Annotated in this window: 16 protein-coding genes and 1 tRNA gene; 5 read left to right on the plus strand and 12 right to left on the minus strand. The window is 36.0% G+C overall.

Annotated elements, in window-relative coordinates; all coding sequences use genetic code 11:
- Positions 1–15: 15 nt before the first annotated feature.
- From V7S79_RS08650 to V7S79_RS08660, 3 genes are all read right to left on the minus strand, one after another.
- Positions 16–1,152: a hypothetical protein gene (locus V7S79_RS08650; RefSeq protein ID WP_459490181.1), complete on the minus strand. Its 1,137-nt coding sequence runs from the start codon at positions 1,150–1,152 to the stop codon at positions 16–18.
- Between the two features lie 135 nt (positions 1,153–1,287).
- The gene (locus tag V7S79_RS08655; RefSeq protein WP_459490182.1) at positions 1,288–1,674 is read right to left on the minus strand and encodes a helix-turn-helix domain-containing protein; all 387 of its coding nucleotides are present in this window, start codon (positions 1,672–1,674) and stop codon (positions 1,288–1,290) included.
- Positions 1,674–1,859 carry a type II toxin-antitoxin system HicA family toxin gene (locus V7S79_RS08660; protein ID WP_459490183.1) on the minus strand — a complete coding sequence of 62 codons (186 nt, stop codon included), beginning with the start codon at positions 1,857–1,859 and terminating at the stop codon, positions 1,674–1,676. The genes V7S79_RS08655 and V7S79_RS08660 overlap by 1 nt, the downstream gene beginning before the upstream one ends.
- Before the next feature lie 240 nt (positions 1,860–2,099).
- Here V7S79_RS08660 and V7S79_RS08665 point away from each other — a divergent pair, with 240 nt between their 5' ends.
- On the plus strand, positions 2,100–2,267 hold the full coding sequence (locus V7S79_RS08665; RefSeq protein ID WP_459490184.1) for a hypothetical protein: 168 nt from the start codon (positions 2,100–2,102) through the stop codon (positions 2,265–2,267).
- Between the two features lie 150 nt (positions 2,268–2,417).
- On the opposite strand, the gene V7S79_RS08670 is transcribed toward V7S79_RS08665, so the two are convergent.
- A complete protein-coding gene (locus V7S79_RS08670) occupies positions 2,418–3,320 on the minus strand; it encodes a CorA family divalent cation transporter (protein WP_459490185.1) in 903 nt (300 codons plus the stop codon).
- A gap of 61 nt (positions 3,321–3,381) precedes the next feature.
- Between V7S79_RS08670 and V7S79_RS08675 the strand changes: the two genes are divergently transcribed.
- Entirely contained in the window at positions 3,382–4,041 is a 660-nt protein-coding gene (locus V7S79_RS08675) for a hypothetical protein (RefSeq protein ID WP_459490186.1), read from the plus strand.
- A 131-nt stretch (positions 4,042–4,172) separates the two neighbouring features.
- On the plus strand, positions 4,173–5,705 hold the full coding sequence (locus V7S79_RS08680) for a sulfatase family protein (protein ID WP_459490187.1): 1,533 nt from the start codon (positions 4,173–4,175) through the stop codon (positions 5,703–5,705).
- Positions 5,706–5,748: 43 nt separating this feature from the next.
- Here V7S79_RS08680 and V7S79_RS08685 read toward each other — a convergent pair whose 3' ends face one another.
- Both V7S79_RS08685 and V7S79_RS08690 read right to left on the minus strand, forming a co-directional pair.
- A complete protein-coding gene (locus tag V7S79_RS08685; RefSeq protein ID WP_459490188.1) occupies positions 5,749–6,228 on the minus strand; it encodes a YybH family protein in 480 nt (159 codons plus the stop codon).
- Positions 6,229–6,714: 486 nt separating this feature from the next.
- A complete protein-coding gene (locus V7S79_RS08690; RefSeq protein ID WP_459490189.1) occupies positions 6,715–7,746 on the minus strand; it encodes an endo-1,4-beta-xylanase in 1,032 nt (343 codons plus the stop codon).
- Between the two features lie 257 nt (positions 7,747–8,003).
- Between V7S79_RS08690 and V7S79_RS08695 the strand changes: the two genes are divergently transcribed.
- Positions 8,004–8,729: a hypothetical protein gene (locus V7S79_RS08695; RefSeq protein WP_459490190.1), complete on the plus strand. Its 726-nt coding sequence runs from the start codon at positions 8,004–8,006 to the stop codon at positions 8,727–8,729.
- A 148-nt stretch (positions 8,730–8,877) separates the two neighbouring features.
- Here V7S79_RS08695 and V7S79_RS08700 read toward each other — a convergent pair.
- Positions 8,878–8,955 (minus strand) — tRNA-Val (locus tag V7S79_RS08700).
- A 157-nt stretch (positions 8,956–9,112) separates the two neighbouring features.
- Here V7S79_RS08700 and V7S79_RS08705 point away from each other — a divergent pair.
- On the plus strand, positions 9,113–9,913 hold the full coding sequence (locus V7S79_RS08705) for a TerC family protein (RefSeq protein ID WP_459490191.1): 801 nt from the start codon (positions 9,113–9,115) through the stop codon (positions 9,911–9,913).
- 621 nt (positions 9,914–10,534) lie between these two features.
- On the opposite strand, the gene V7S79_RS08710 is transcribed toward V7S79_RS08705, so the two are convergent.
- The 5 genes from V7S79_RS08710 to asnS all read right to left on the minus strand — a co-directional run bounded on the left by V7S79_RS08710 (position 10,535) and on the right by asnS (position 15,854).
- Complete coding sequence (locus tag V7S79_RS08710; protein ID WP_459490192.1) at positions 10,535–11,866, minus strand: MATE family efflux transporter; 1,332 nt, start codon at positions 11,864–11,866, stop codon at positions 10,535–10,537.
- Between the two features lie 195 nt (positions 11,867–12,061).
- Positions 12,062–13,369, minus strand: a complete 1,308-nt coding sequence (gene murA, locus V7S79_RS08715) for a UDP-N-acetylglucosamine 1-carboxyvinyltransferase (protein ID WP_459490193.1) — start codon at positions 13,367–13,369, stop codon at positions 12,062–12,064.
- Between the two features lie 9 nt (positions 13,370–13,378).
- Positions 13,379–14,032 carry a DUF4290 domain-containing protein gene (locus V7S79_RS08720; RefSeq protein ID WP_459490194.1) on the minus strand — a complete coding sequence of 218 codons (654 nt, stop codon included), beginning with the start codon at positions 14,030–14,032 and terminating at the stop codon, positions 13,379–13,381.
- A gap of 14 nt (positions 14,033–14,046) precedes the next feature.
- Complete coding sequence (locus tag V7S79_RS08725; protein WP_459490195.1) at positions 14,047–14,424, minus strand: diacylglycerol kinase family protein; 378 nt, start codon at positions 14,422–14,424, stop codon at positions 14,047–14,049.
- Entirely contained in the window at positions 14,424–15,854 is a 1,431-nt protein-coding gene (asnS, locus tag V7S79_RS08730; RefSeq protein ID WP_459490196.1) for an asparagine--tRNA ligase, read from the minus strand. The genes V7S79_RS08725 and asnS overlap by 1 nt, the downstream gene beginning before the upstream one ends.
- Positions 15,855–15,994: the final 140 nt, after the last annotated feature.

Below are 15,994 nucleotides of genomic sequence, written 5' to 3' on the forward strand. Positions count from 1 at the left end.
GGTCACAAAGATGTCCTACCATATCCTCCCACTCGGATTTACTTTTTTAACTTTTGGACCCATTAAGAAATGGATATCTTTTTTGTTGGTGGTGAAGATGTTAGTAAAACCCACAAATTTATTAGGGTTATAATCTACCGACACGCTGTTGGGTGGAGTATCGTCTGCTAATACTTGATCCACAGAAATGTGCCAATTCGGTAAAGGGCTTAGTTTGTTCTTTTTGGAAAACAATTCCGTCCATGTTATGCCGCCTGTTTTGATTCCTTGAGATTTTATTCCTTTCTCAAAACGAATGGATCCTACATACGTTTTTTCATTACTCGATTTTTTGGTCAAATACAATCCGTACCAATCACCGATATTATCGCTGCTATCTAATTTTAATTCTATCAAATAATTGCCAATCGTCCATTCATAATTCAAACGGATTCCAATGAAATCACCTTCATAACCTGCACTTTGCCCAAATCCACCGGGTGCTAGTTTGTAGTTTTGTATATCTCGGGTACCCCAGCGTGAAAAAATTATTCCTTTTTTGGGTGTGCCACCATTGGGATTGTAAATCAAATTTTGGATACCATAATAAAACCCGATGTCGTCATTTAATTGACCTTGATAAAACTGATAGTATAATCCATCTTCTGTCACCGAACCATCTGAAGCGGTTGGATTTCGATGTATGGTAAACTCATGGGAAATTTTGGTAAATGTTTTTTTGGGGAAGTCCCAGTAAGCATAATTTAATCCACCTATTTCACCATTGATTGGCGTGGCAGTATTGATGGATTCCTCTGCTTTTCCATTGATTTCCACGGAATATTCGGATTCTATTCCTGCCAAATTGGTGGAACTTATTCGGTAATAGTACTTTTTATTAGGGATGATTAATTTGTCGACAAAAGTACAATTAGGATAATTTTCTACCAATATTTTAGTTGGAGCCGAAAGGGTATCTCGGTAAATTTTATATGATTTTATAGAAGTTGATTTGATACTATCCCATTGTATTTTAAGGTTGTAATCTCCGCTAGATATTTTTAAATTTGATGGTTTAAAATTTGTAGGATTTGTTTCCACGATATTTTCTGATTGACAAGCAAAAAAAAGGAACGTTGGGATGATGAAATAGAGTCTTTTGATTTGAATCATTTATTGATTTTTTTAGCTTGTTTTAACATTCAATTTCCTGAATTTTATTAGTAAAAACAAACAAAATAAAAGCTTTGAATAATAAAGAATCTTCAATGGTCGTCAACTCTGGAATTTATCTGGAATTTATACTATTTATATCAAATCAATACCCATTAATTCTTTACCAATGGATTGCAAGCCCTCAATGATTTTTTGGCATTGCTTTTTCGAAGGTTCTTTTTGACCGTTGACATATTGTGATAATAATGTTGGATTTAAACCGATTTTTTTAGCTAAAAAGTGAGCGTTAATAACACGATATGCTTTGAAAAATTCCTTAAAATTGAAAGTTAATTTTATTTGGTCAATACCAATTATAAAGCCTTCATCTTCAAAATATAAATTAGAAGCCTCCACTAAATTGCTAGTTAATTCATAAATATTTTTGCCTGTAGATAATATATTCTCCTCTGAATAGGCAGAATAGCCTGTTTTTGTAATCTCTACAATAAAAGTAATTTGTCCTTTAAAACGTTTCATTAGTTGATTCCTGCTTGTTTAAAGATTTTCTTTTGTAAACCTGTTCCTAATTCTCGGCTTCCGTGATTGGGAAAAATTATGATTCCATTTTTTGATGGATGACATAATTTAATATGCGATCCTTTTTGAGAAATTGAAATCCATCCATGCGATTGCAAAATTCGCAAAGCTTCAGTACATTTCATAGCGATTAGGTAAATTATTATTTACTTTTTTATTCAATCCAAGATAGCTGAAATAATTATAAAAAGTTTGATATTCTCAATTTTTGGTTTTTGAAAAAAGAGAAAATTGGTATACTATTTTATTTTGAACAATTTGTTTAGCATATATTTGTCTTTAGTTGATGATTGGTTTATTTATGATAATTCAAATGCCGAATCTGAACTTATTGCTCAAAAAGACAAAATATTAAATCAAGAAAAATGAGATCTATTAATCAAAAAACAATAAAAAAGAATTTGACAACATCTGAGAAGTTGGAAATTGGAATGGCTCAGGTTAAAATCAATTTAATGGCCTACAAGAAAGCTAAGAAATCTGATTTAGTAGTTCTTCAAGAAAACAAAATCGTATTCTTGAAACCTGAATAATCGTACTCGGTCAACTTATTTACTCTTTTTTTAACACAACGACGCAAAGAATTTTTTACCTTTTATATCTTACCTCTTACCTCTTACCTCTTACCTCTTACCTCTTACCTCTTACCTCTTACCTCTTACCTCTTACCTTTTACCTCATTTCTACAACCACTTTTTCCTTCTAAACCACCAATAAATCAAACCACTGATTAGGACCATGAATCCTAATAATGCTGGATATGCCCAAGGTTTTGTTAACTCGGGCATGTATTCGAAATTCATTCCATATATTCCAACCACAAAGGTTAGCGGCATAAAAAATACAGAGAAAATCGTCAATACTTTGATCACATCATTCGTTTTTTGCGCTGAAATCGAAAGATAAAAATTCACTAAATTGGAAACGTCTTCGTGAATTTGGTCATAAATGTTCAACAACTTTAGGTGTAAATCGCGGGAATCTTGTAATACATCCGTTTCTGCGATGGGTAATTTAACGGAACTAACTGCCTCCTGACTAAATAATAAAAGTTTTTTGCTCATCAAGGCTTTTCGTTTGATTTGGTATAATTCAGATAACATTTGCGGAGTTAAATTTTGGGAGAAAACTTTGCTCTCAAATTCATCTAATTCGTTCGATAAACTAACGGCTGGTGTTTCATACGAATGTAAAATATGCCAAAGTAATTTTGCAACAATGGATTCTACCAAATGAAAATTTCCGTGCTCAAAAAATCGAGTACGAACTTCTTGAATAAAATCGTGTGGAATGCGGTGAATGGTAATGAGTAATCCTGGCCGATAAAAAAATGCGATTTTAGTAGAAATGGATTGAATGGACACTGATTGCCCCCCTCGAATGTGTAGCAGCACTCGAGTAATGATAAAATGAGTCCCTTCAATGTCTTCATGTTTTGGCAGGTGGTCTGGCTGCAAGCAAGCCGATAAGGCATATTGGTTCAGGTGATACTTTTCGCTTATCTCAAATAATTCCGCGGGAGTTGGTGCTGTCACATCCACCCATTTCATTTTCTGCACTTTGTTCTCAAAATATTCGATTGCCATCTGGAAATTTAATCTTGGGATAAACTAAATTGATTAACTTGCTCTTCAAATCTAAACAATTATGCGTTATTTAGTTTATTTATTGTTGTTTATTCTACTCGGAAGCTGTACTGTAATTCGAAATACTCCAAAATATGGATTGCAAGATGGGACCTATCAAATGAATCACAAAAAGGTTTTCATTGAAACTCAAAATGATACACTTTTGGTCACTGAGGAAAATGGGAAATTGAATTATAATCTTCCCATCGTAAGGTTTCAAGACCATAGTATTTCCAATTTTCAAAAATCTACTTTTGATATAGATGTTGTTGCTATTCCAGTCAAATATCGCGTTTCTCAAGCTGGTTTACCCAATCAGCTCAATAGTGAAATTAATGCGGCACTTTATTTAGGCAAACGCAAAGATTATTTTCAGGTTAGTTATGATCAAGCACAATCTAAGCGATTCAAAAGAAAAATAGATCATTATGGATTTTCAGTTGGGGGCTTTGCTGGCATAGGAAATGCACAAATTAATACCGATGTGAGTCAAGGAAAAGTAGCTTATGAATATCAAGGAATAACTTTTACAAAGGGGGGTGCAGGTTTTATCGCTATCAATAATTTTACTTTGGGAATTGCTTATGGATTTGATCAATTACTAGATGAAAATGTATCTCATTGGATTTATAATCAAAAACCATGGGTTGGTTTAGCCTTAGGATTTAATCTAAATTAAACGTCTTTGTTTAGCAGATTTTATATGACAATTTTATGGGTAAATTATTCTCGCACAAAATAAATATTTAAAATTCTTTATTTGTTTCAATAAGAATTGAACTATGTTTGTTTTACAAAATTGGTACAATTATGCGTTTGAACTATTGCTTATTCATTTCAATTAGTTTGTTGGTAACTAGTTATGGCTATTCACAAAAAACAGCAAATCGTCCAAATGTCGTTTTTATTTATGTAGATGATTTGGGATATGGCGATTTAGGTAGTTACGGAGCAAAGAAAATCAAAACGCCCAATCTTGATAAATTGGCTAAAAGTGGAATTCGTTTCACGAATGCACATGCGACCTCCGCTACATGTACGCCTTCCCGATATGCATTAATGACAGGTCAGTATCCTTGGCGTAAATCTGGGACAGGCATTTTACCGGGAGATGCTGCATTAATTATTCCAACGGATAAAATAACACTTCCTGCTTTGTTTCAACAAAAAGGTTATTCAACGGGTTTGGTAGGTAAATGGCATCTTGGACTGGGTAATACTGTTCAAAAAAATTGGAATCAAAAAATAACTCCAGGCCCCAATGAAGTGGGATTCAATTATTCATTCATTTTTCCTGCCACGGCGGATAGAGTTCCGACTGTTTTTGTAGAAAATAATTATGTTCTTGGGCTGGATTCCAATGATCCCATCGAAGTAAACTATGCTCAAAAAGTGGGCAATGATCCGACAGGTTTTGAACATCCTGAATTGTTAAAACTAAAATCTTCTCCTGGCCAAGGTCATGATAATACCATTGTGAATGGAATTGGTAGAATAGGGTATATGTCTGGAGGTCAACTGGCACGTTGGACCGATGAAGAAATGCCGCTTACTTTTTTAACGAAAGCCAAAGAATTTATAGAAAGTAACAAGGCAAATCCTTTCTTTTTGTTTTATGCATTAACCGAACCGCATGTGCCTAGAATGCCTTCTACGATGTTTAAGGGCAAAAGTGGATTAGGATTAAGGGGTGATGCGATTTTACAATTAGACTGGACCGTTGGTGAAATTGTACATCAATTAACTCAATTAGGTATCGCAAATAATACCATGATCATTTTTTCAAGTGATAATGGTCCCGTGTTGGATGATGGGTACCAGGATGGTGCCGTTTCTCAGTTAAATGGGCATACACCTTGGGGAGCATTGCGAGGAGGAAAATATAGTACCTTTGAGGCAGGCACTAGAGTACCAATGTTGATTCATTGGCCTGGAAAAATCAAACCTAAAGTGTCCAATGCAATGGTGAGTCAAATAGATTTTATCGCATCCTTTGCCCAATTTTTTGACAAAAAATTACCTTCTAACGAAGCTTCAGATAGTGAGAATATGTTGCCTGCTTTGCTAGGGAAAAGTTCTGATGGTAGAAAAGTGCTCATCGAACAAGGAATGAATTTTCTTGCGATTGTGAAAGGAGAATGGAAATACATTGAGCCTAATAAAGGTCCTGCCCTGAATAAGCTAGTAAATGTGGAATTAGGCAATAGTTCTTCGCCACAACTTTATAACCTACGTGAAGACATCGGAGAAAAGAACAATGTGGCGAGTCAGCACCCAGAATTGGTGGAAGAATTGTCGAAATTGTTACAAGAAGGTAAAAACAAAAAAACACCTTCCATTTAAGATGAAAGGTGTTTTATCTTTCTCAAATGACCAATTAAAAGTGTTATTTCACCGTAGGTGTTGTAGCCGGAGCATCTGAATTCCAAATATCTCTAATGGCGATTAATTTGCCATCCACTCGTTTAAAAATACCCATGTATTTACCTTTTTCAAGTGGTTTGCCATCTGGTAAGAAATGTTCGTAGGTTCCAAAAGTGGTAATAGAGTTCTCATCACCTATTGCATCTGTCATGGTAAGGTTCGTTGAGCCAATTACTTTAAATGGTTCTATAACACTTTTTTGAATGGCACCTCTGCCCTCGGTGGATGTAGTATTAGGAGCCATACGTACAGCATCTTCTGAAAATAGATTAGCGAAACCAACGGAATCTTTGCTTTTTACGATATCCTCAAATTTTACATTCCAGGCTTCAACTTCTTTTTTTAGGGAATCTTGGCTAATGGCTTCTTTCTTTTCTGCGGCTTTCTCGCAAGAAGTGAAGAGGATGGTTCCAAATAGTAGGGGTAAGATTAGTTTTTTCATCATTAAATGGATTTTGTTAAAATTAAATTGAGATATGGCTATGCCATCCACGAACTTAATTTTTATCCAAAGAATGATAAGATTTATGAACTTTTTATTTGTTCCCTTTTGCAAAAAGTGGTACAAGCAATTAATTTTCTTAGGGCTAATTGGCTGTTTGTCAAACTATTTTTTTAAATAGGTTGTCTATCCAATTTACTATTAGTTAATCCCAACGAAAGATTTGAGCGTAGCGGTAGAGATGTATGATGTTAGGTAAAAGAAAAATCTTAATGTTTCTTAATGACTTAATGTTTAAAAACTTCGAGCACTCAGTGTTAACTCCAATTTTTAAACACCAAGTTCACAAAGCAAGTTTTGGCTCTTAATTCGCATTATTAGTTAATACCAACGAAAGATTTGAGCGAAGTGAAAATCGGTCCTCCGACAATTAAATTTAATTTAGCCACAATTTTTGGAAAGGATTCTGAATTTTGTTTTAAACTCTTAATTCATATTCTTATTTAATATATTCCACAAATTGAAATACCCCTGCTTTTTTTCATACTGATCATCAAACAATAGTGGATATTCTTTCGGTCTTTTGAAATAAGCTCGAAGCCAAGAATCTTTATCGGATACATTCCAAAATGTTATGCCGTATTGTTGAGCAGCGGGGATCGTCTGGTATGCCTGAAAGACAAAGGTGAATAAATCATTTTGTTTGGATTGTACTTGCTCGTCGTAGATAAAATCTGGATTGTTTTTTGGATTCACTGCAATATCTAATTCCGAAAAATGGATCTCTAAGCCTGTCTGAACGGATTGTTTGATGACCTCCTCGATTTCAGTTTTTTTTGAATTAGTATTGATATGCATTTGTAGGCCGAGTCCATGAATGGGGATGTTCTTTTGCTTCAGATCCTGAACCATAGAAAGTATTGCCTGCATTTTTTTGGGTTTGCCATCTTGCCCATAATCATTGTAAAAAAGGGTGGCATTAGGATCCGCTTCATGTGCCCAATGAAAGCTTTTGGCAATGTAATCGGGAATGTGATCAGCCCATAAAGATGGTCGTAAGCTTCCATCATCTAGGAAGGCCTCATTGACGACATCCCATCCAGAAACTTTGCCTTTATAATGCTTCGCAACCGTTTGTATATGCGTTTTTAATAGATTTTCCCAAGCTGCTTGATCACCCTGAAAATCTTTCATCCATTGCGGAACTTGATTATGCCAAACCAAGGTATGTCCATGCATTCGTTTACCTGTAGCCATCGAAAAATCCACGATTTCATCCCCTTTCAAAAAATCAAATCGGTCTGCCTCAGGATGCACAAGCATCATTTTCATGTGATTTTCAGCGGTTAAGCTGGTGAATTCATTGTTTGCAATTTCACGATAAGCATCATTCTCATTCAATAAGCGAGGATTAACTGAGGCACCTAATCGAAAAGTAATTACATCCTTAAGAAGTGGAGCCTTTTGGCCAAAACAGAGCATGGAGCTGCTTAGTAAACAAAGGAGGAATATTTTCATAGGTTTGGATTTAGTTTTACAAAGTAATTGAAATGAATTCAATTTTTTCTGTATTCATCGAAAATGCCTGAAAATATAAATACAAATTTTGCTGGTGGTTTTGTAATGGTGGGCAATTAGTTAAAACTGATTAAATCCATACGAATTATATTGGGTTTGTTGGGATTAATATATTTTTGTTAATTGTGTACATTTACGATTCTTAATTCGAAATATCAATAAAATGTTGGGAGACAAATGATTTCTTCCCTTGAAGGATGATGAAAATTGGTTTAAGATTAATCGCTATTTTTTCTTTATTGATGAGTTGTGCTACGATCAAAGAGGGAGAAAGTTGGAAAATGCGTTCAGAGGATAAAACCATTGGGCTGACATTGCTTTGGAGCCTTCCAGAGGCAAAGCTTCGGGAAATATTGCCGGCCAACCAAGTTCCGCGGATACAAAATGGTAAAGGCGTGTTAATGCTGTTTTTGTGTAGCACAGAAGGGTATTTCATTGGAAAGAAGCAATATGGCTCATTAGGGGTTGCCCACCTTATCATACCTTTAAAAGATGCGATATCTATACCTGAGACAATCGGGATGAAAAATCAAGCTATCATGAAGGGTTTAGCGGGAAAGGGTTTTGCGGTTCGTTTTGGCGATGTAAAACTTAATCTAGAAGAAGCTGGTGATGAGGTAATGGTGGAAGGCGCGATTCTCTTAGAAAATGGGGAAATGCATTTTTCTGGTAAAGCGGAAAATAAAAAAGGAATTCTAGTCTCGTTAGCAAATACGACCTTGGTCGGAATAAACGTGCAAAAAGATGTGTTGAGTGGCCCAGAATTTTATAATCCAATAGGTTTTAAATCAATAAACGTTCAACAATCTGGACAAAATTGGATTCAAAAATATGATTTAACCCGTTTGCCTGATCGAATATGGGTAAATGTAGATTTTGGAGTAGACTTTACTTATTTCTCAAAACGAGAAGGATCAAAATAATACGGATTCTTCTTCTAGTTTCTTGATTGGATAGTTTTAAACAAAAGGACTAAAAAACACTATTTTGGTGGAAGAAATGGTGGAATTTTTAGTAGGTATCAAAAAAAACACCTTTCATTTGATGTGAAAGGTGTGTTTGTGTTTTGAATGGTGGTCCAACTAGGATTCGAACCTAGGACCCCCTGCTTGTAAGGCAGGTGCTCTGAACCAGCTGAGCTATTAGACCATTCCGTGTGAATCGGTTTGCAAATATCTGAATTTTATTTTTTTTATGCAAATGCTACTTAGAAAAAATGTGTATTTTTTTTATTGCTGAGCCTTATTTTTTGATTATCTCCTTGAAACACACCATCTTTGCAATCAAATATTTTTTCATTTTTTTTATGCAATCACTACTCTCTGTCGACAATCTTGTTAGTTTATTGACTCTAACCTTTTTAGAAATCGTTCTTGGTATCGATAATATCATCTTTATCTCTATTACTGCTTCCAAGTTGCCGCATGATCAACAATCCAAAGCCCGTAACATCGGTCTCGCTTTAGCCATGATCTTTCGTATCATCTTGCTTTTTGGTATCTCTTTCTTGATTTCCCTACAAAAACCTTTTACGCATTTTGATATATTGGGTGTATCTGCTGCTCCTACTGGACAATCCATTATCCTGTTCGTCGGTGGATTATTTCTTCTCTACAAAGCCACCAATGAAATCTTTCACAAATTGGAAGGGGAGGAGATCAATGTGGAAAAATCCATGGGTAAGAAAGCCATGTCCAATATCGGTAAAGTGGTGACGCAAATCGCGCTCATTAATTTGGTGTTTTCCATCGACTCCATTTTAACTGCCATTGGTTTGTCCAACGATTTAACCATTATGATTATCGCCGTTGTCGTTTCTGCCCTTATTATGATGGGTTTCTCTGGCCCTGTAGGTCGTTTTGTCAATAACCACCCTTCCTTGCAAGTCCTTGGTTTATCTTTCCTAATCATGATCGGTTTTATGCTCATCGCGGAAGCTAGCCACGATTCAGAAGTAGTTATTCTCGGAAATCACATCGGTCAAGTACCTAAAGGTTATCTATATTTCTCCATCGCTTTCTCCGTATTTGTGGAATTTATCAATATCCAAATGCGTAAAAAATCTACCAAACATGTGGAAATTAGGGATGTGAAGAATAGGGTTTGAGGTAAGAGGTAAGAGGTAAGAGGTAATAGGTAAAAGGTAAAAGGTAAGAGGTAAGAGGTAAAAGGTAAGAGGTTATAGGTGAAATAAATTTTAATACCCTGATTTACCAATATGGGATTTATTACTTTGAGAAGCAAATTGCCCATTTAGTAAAGAGCCGATGTTAGGCCAATAAGTCAAACACTCTTACCTATTACCTATTAATGCGAATTAAGGGTTAAAAACTAAAATTTAGGATCCTTTCCAAAAATTGTGGCTAAATCAAATTTGATTACCTTTTTCTTGCCAACAATGCAATTTCCTGGCTAATTCATTTTCTATGGTATTTCTTTTTTTGAAAAAAAAGAAACAAAAAAACTTATTTGTCGCAAGTTAATCCAAGACGAATCAGCCTGTCGGCTGACCGATTTTCACTTCGCTCTCGGCTATTTTCTTTGACCCTGACGCACATCGCCTTTGCGCATTGTCAAAGCTCCGCCTACCGCTACGTTCAAATCTTTCGTTGGGATTAACCGAAAGTTCATTGATGAGTTTGAAAAAAGAAGCGGTAATTAGAGAAGTGATTATTAGATATTTTGACTCTTAATTCGCATTTTTACCTATTACCTTTTACCTTTTACCTCAAACATCAACCCTTCGTGCTTTAGAATAAAAACGCCAAGGGAGTAAAATGGAGGAGCAAACTAAACTTGCTGTTAGACCCATCCAGATGCCGGTGGCTCCGATGTTGAGATAAATGCCTAAAAAATAACTTAAAGGTAGGCCGATGACCCAGTAACAAAAAATGGTAATGGCTGTTGGGATTTTGACATCTTGTAAGCCTCTTAATAATCCCAATGCCACGGCTTGTATGCCGTCAAATAATTGGAAGATGGCACCCCAAACTACTAATTGGACTGCAATGTCAATCACATTGTTTTCTTGAGTGTAACCTCTTACCAAAATATGTCGACCACTGTACATGATAATGGCACAAATGGCCATGAATCCAATAGCGATTTTCAATGCCGCATTACCAGATTGAATGATTCCTTTTTTATTTTTCTCGCCTAAATCTGCTCCCACGTTGATTCCTCCAGCCGCAGCAATTCCGGTCGCCGCCATATAGGTCAATGAGGCCATATTAATGGCTACAATGTGAGCTGCTTGGGCTGTTATGCTAATCCAACCCATCATGACCACGGCCATACCAAAAGTCGCAATTTCGAAAAATCCTTGCATGCCACTTGGAATGCCAACTTTCAAAATGCTTTTTTCTAATTCCAAGGCATGTTGATGAGATAATTTGGATACAAAATAGGGTTTGTATTCCTTTTTGAGAAAAATAAACAAGGCCAATGCTCCTGCCATTAATATTCGAGCGATTAAGGTAGAAATTCCTGCTCCCAATAAACCCAAAGCAGGAATGATACCGAATCCGTTGATTAATATTTGGTTTAATCCAATGTTGAAAAAGAGTGCAAGAATCGTGATGATCATAGCAACTTTTGTGTTCCTTAAGCCATCAGTAAAGCTTTTTAGCGCCGTAAAAAGAAAGGTGGGAATAACTGAAAAGGCAATTAATGCCAAAAAGGGTAGGGTTAATTGTTTGTTGATTTCAGTTTGCTGAAATAAATCGTAATTCCAACCCGCAATTCCAATGATGGCAATGGTAATGATGGCCAAAAATAAAGCTATTCGTATTCCTGCTCTTAATAAATGTCCAACTTCTGTTACATTATCCTCCGCCTCTGCTTTGGAAATCATAGGAGCAATGATTTGTAAGCAAATTAAACCTACAATCGCTATGGTGAAAAAAATGGATCCCGCCATGCCGGAAGCACCTAGGCTTTCAGCAGCTAATTCTTTCATTTGACCCACTTGGATCGTATCTGCCAAACCCATCAACATAACTCCCAATTGTCCAATGACAATAGGGATTGCTAGTTGTATGGTAGAAACGATTTTTTTCAATGAGTTTAGTTTTTTTGTATTAATGATTGAACTATAAGTTCAATTCATAGTACACACTCGGCAGTTCAGAGCACGTTTTGTATCAGCCTATTGAACTACAAGTTCAATTCATAGTACACACTCGGCACAGCCGAGCGCGTTCTTCTCTCTTCTCTCTTCTCTCTTCTCTCTTCTCTCTTCTCTCTTCTCTCTTCCCTAAATCCTAACTATCTCAGCACCTAATGCATTTAACCTTGTATCAATATTTTGATATCCACGGTCAATTTGTTCGATATTATCGATGATGGAAGTGCCATTGGCAGACATGGCTGCAATTAATAGAGAAACGCCTGCACGGATATCTGGTGAGGACATTCGGATGCCTTTAAGGGTTTGTTTACGATCAAAGCCCACTACGGTAGCTCTGTGCGGATCACAAAGAATGATTTGTGCACCCATTTCAATCAATCTATCAACAAAGAACAAGCGACTTTCGAACATTTTTTGATGAATCAAAACTGTTCCTTTGGCTTGAATGGCAGTAACCAAAATAATGGACAATAAATCAGGAGTGAAGCCTGGCCAAGGATGATCCGAAATGGTCAACATGGATCCATCAATGAAGTTTTCCAATTCATAATGCTCTTGCGCTGGAATATGAATATCATCACCTCTGAATTCCATTTTGATACCCAATTTTTGGAATACCGTTGGAATGATTCCTAATTCTGCTATTTGACAGTTTTTGATGGTGATTTCAGATTGAGTCATGGCTGCCATTCCAATGAATGAGCCAATTTCAATCATATCTGGTAACATGGTATGTTCTGTCCCACCCAGAACTTTTACTCCTTCGATGGTTAATAAATTAGAACCAATGCCTGAAATTTTGGCACCCATTCTGTTTAACATTTTGCATAATTGCTGTAAATAAGGCTCACAGGCTGCATTGTAAATGGTTGTAGTTCCTTCTGCTAAAACAGCAGCCATCAAAATGTTAGCTGTTCCTGTCACAGAGGCCTCATCCAAAAGCATGTAAGTACCTTTCAATTCTGAAGCATCCACTTCATAAATACCTCCATCTTCAGCGCTATAATTGAATTTCGCACCCAATTTCATGAATCCGAAAAAGTGCGTATCGAGTCTTCTTCGGCCAATTTTATCTCCGCCTGGTGAAGGAATTCTTCCTTTTTTGAAACGTGCTAAAGTAGGACCAACCAACATTACAGAACCTCTCAAGGCTGCTGCTTTTTTCTTATAAGTATCAGATTCAAGGTACTCGATGTTTACTTGAGAAGCATCAAATTCGAAGCTTGATTCATTCAAACGACGAGTTCTTACACCCATATCTCCCAATAAATCAATTAATTGGTTTACGTCACGGATATTGGGAATATTATGAATGGTAACTGGCTCAGAAGTTAAAACGACCGCACATAAGATTTGTAACGCTTCGTTTTTTGCACCTTGTGGGGTGATTTCTCCTTTTAATTTTCTTCCGCCGGTAACTTTGAATGATGCCATATTTAGATACTATTTTTTGTGTCTAGGATTGAAATTTCTATTGGAACGGTAATTGTTGTTGTTATTTTTTCGGTAATTATTGTTTCTATTTTGTGGAGCAAAATCGTTAGAAGCATAAGCATTTCTAGCATTATTTGCCACTTTTGCATGTCCTAAATTTTCCTGCGAAAGCTCATCCACCACGGCCGAAAGCATATTTTCTGACATTTCTTTGATGTTCTGCCAAATGACTTTATCGTCTACACTTTCTTTGTTCCAAGTTACATAAAAACCTTTCATTAATCGGGCAATGTAGGCAACTAAGATTTTCTTGTCTTCCAACTTTTCTTCCGCCATGGCACGAAGAATCAATAATTCTACATTGCGGCCATAATGCTTGAATTTTAAATGATGTTGGTTGTAATTGACCTTTTTAGGTGCTCTACCCACTGATTCTGGAGAGGGTGGAGGAAATGGCCCAACAACATCTAATTTGAAATTGGATAAGATATACAAGTCGTCCCATAATTTTTTGGAATAATCTTGCGTGTTATCCTTCATTCCAGGATGGATTTGCTTCATTAATTCAATCATAATGAAGGCGTATTTCGTTCTTTTTTCTCTATCAGTGACTGTTAGAATATAATCAACTAATTTCTGTACACTTGAACCGTATTCTTTCATCAAAATTGTTTTTACTAATTTGAAAATACTAAATGCATCAAAAGATGCGGGAATGATACAATACAAAAAACGACTACGGCCCAAATAGCCATAACCAACACTGCGCCAGCTGCATAATCTTTTGCTTTTTTGGCCAAAGGATGTTGTTCAGGTGAGACCAAATCAGTGATTTTTTCTAAGGCAGAATTGATTAATTCAGCCACCCAAACACCAGCAATAGCTAAGGTTATCCAAAGCCATTCAACGCTGATAAAATCCAATTTTAATCCAATGATTATCACCAAAAAAGTGCTAATTAAATGAATTTTAGCATTATTTTCCGACTTGATCAATTGGATAATTCCAGACCAAGCGATGGCAATACTTTTGAAGGCTTTTCCTAAATTGATCATTAAAATTCTGCCGATTTTGGTGTACGCGGGAATGGTATTACATCACGAATATTACTCATTCCAGTGACAAATAATACCAATCGTTCAAATCCTAATCCAAATCCTGCATGAGGAGCTGAACCGAATTGTCTTGTTTGTAAATACCACCAGATTGAATCTTCTTCGATGCCTACCTCTTTCGTTCTTTGCAATAATTTTTCGTAATTATCTTCTCTTTGTGAACCTCCAATGATTTCGCCAATGCCTGGAAATAAAACATCCATCGCACGAACTGTTTTACCGTCTTCATCTTGCTTCATGTAGAAAGCTTTGATTTCTTTCGGGTAATTGGTTAAAATAACAGGCTTTTTGAAGTGTTTTTCAACCAAATAACGCTCATGTTCGCTTTGTAAATCAATGCCCCATTCTACAGGATAGTTGAATTTACCTTGCTTATGCGCTTTCGATTGCAATAATATTTCAATTGCTTCGGTATAGGTTAAACGTTCAAACGTATTTTCGCTGACGAATTTTAATTTCTCTGATAAAGTTAATTCCGATTGCTCTTCTTTTTTCTTGGTCTTTTCTTCGTCCAATAATCGTTTTTCCAAGAAATTAATATCGTCTGCACAATGATCTAAGGCATATTTTATCAAGTACTTGATAAAATCCTCCGCTAGGTTCATGTTATCAGTTAATTCATAAAAAGCAACCTCTGGTTCTACCATCCAAAACTCGGCTAAGTGTCGAGTCGTATTGGAATTTTCAGCTCTAAACGTAGGTCCAAATGTGTAAATTTTCGACAAAGCCATTGCACCTAATTCGCCTTCTAATTGTCCTGAAACAGTTAAATTCGTTTCTTTTCCAAAGAAATCTTCTTTGTAATCCACTTTTCCATCTTCTGTTAAAGGTGGATTCAATGCAGGTAAAGTACTTACACGGAACATTTCTCCAGCGCCTTCTGCATCCGAACCTGTAATGATTGGAGTGTGTAAATAAAAGAAACCATTGTTATTGAAATAGGTATGAATGGCAAATGCCAATGCATGTCTAATTCTTAAAATCGCTGAAAAAGTATTTGTTCTAGGTCTTAAATGAGCAATTTCTCTCAAAAATTCCAAAGAGTGTTTTTTAGGTTGCAATGGGTATTTTTCTGGATCCGCTGTCCCATATACTTCAATGGATTCAACTTGAATTTCAACCGACTGCCCTTGTCCTTGTGAAGCAATTAATCGACCATGTACGGCGATACAAGACCCTGTCGTTACTAATTTCAAGGTTTCTTCTGAAATTGTACCATCTGCCACTACCGCTTGAATGTTATGAATGGTAGATCCATCGTTCATTGCGATAAAAGCAACAGCAGATGAAACACGTTTTGTACGAACCCAACCTTTAACGGTAATGGATTGGTCAGAAGGACCTAACTGTAAAATTTCTTTAATTTGCATAAAATAATTCTGTGTAGCCCTACTCAAACGGGCAAATTAGCCTTAAAATTAGGCATTTTTTTTTGATTTCGCAACAAGGAAAGAGAGGTAAGAGGTAATAGGTAAAAGGTAAGAGTTTTTAGTTATAAGTTGTTAGTTAT

It is taken from the genome of Aquirufa sp. ROCK-SH2 (assembly GCF_054558315.1).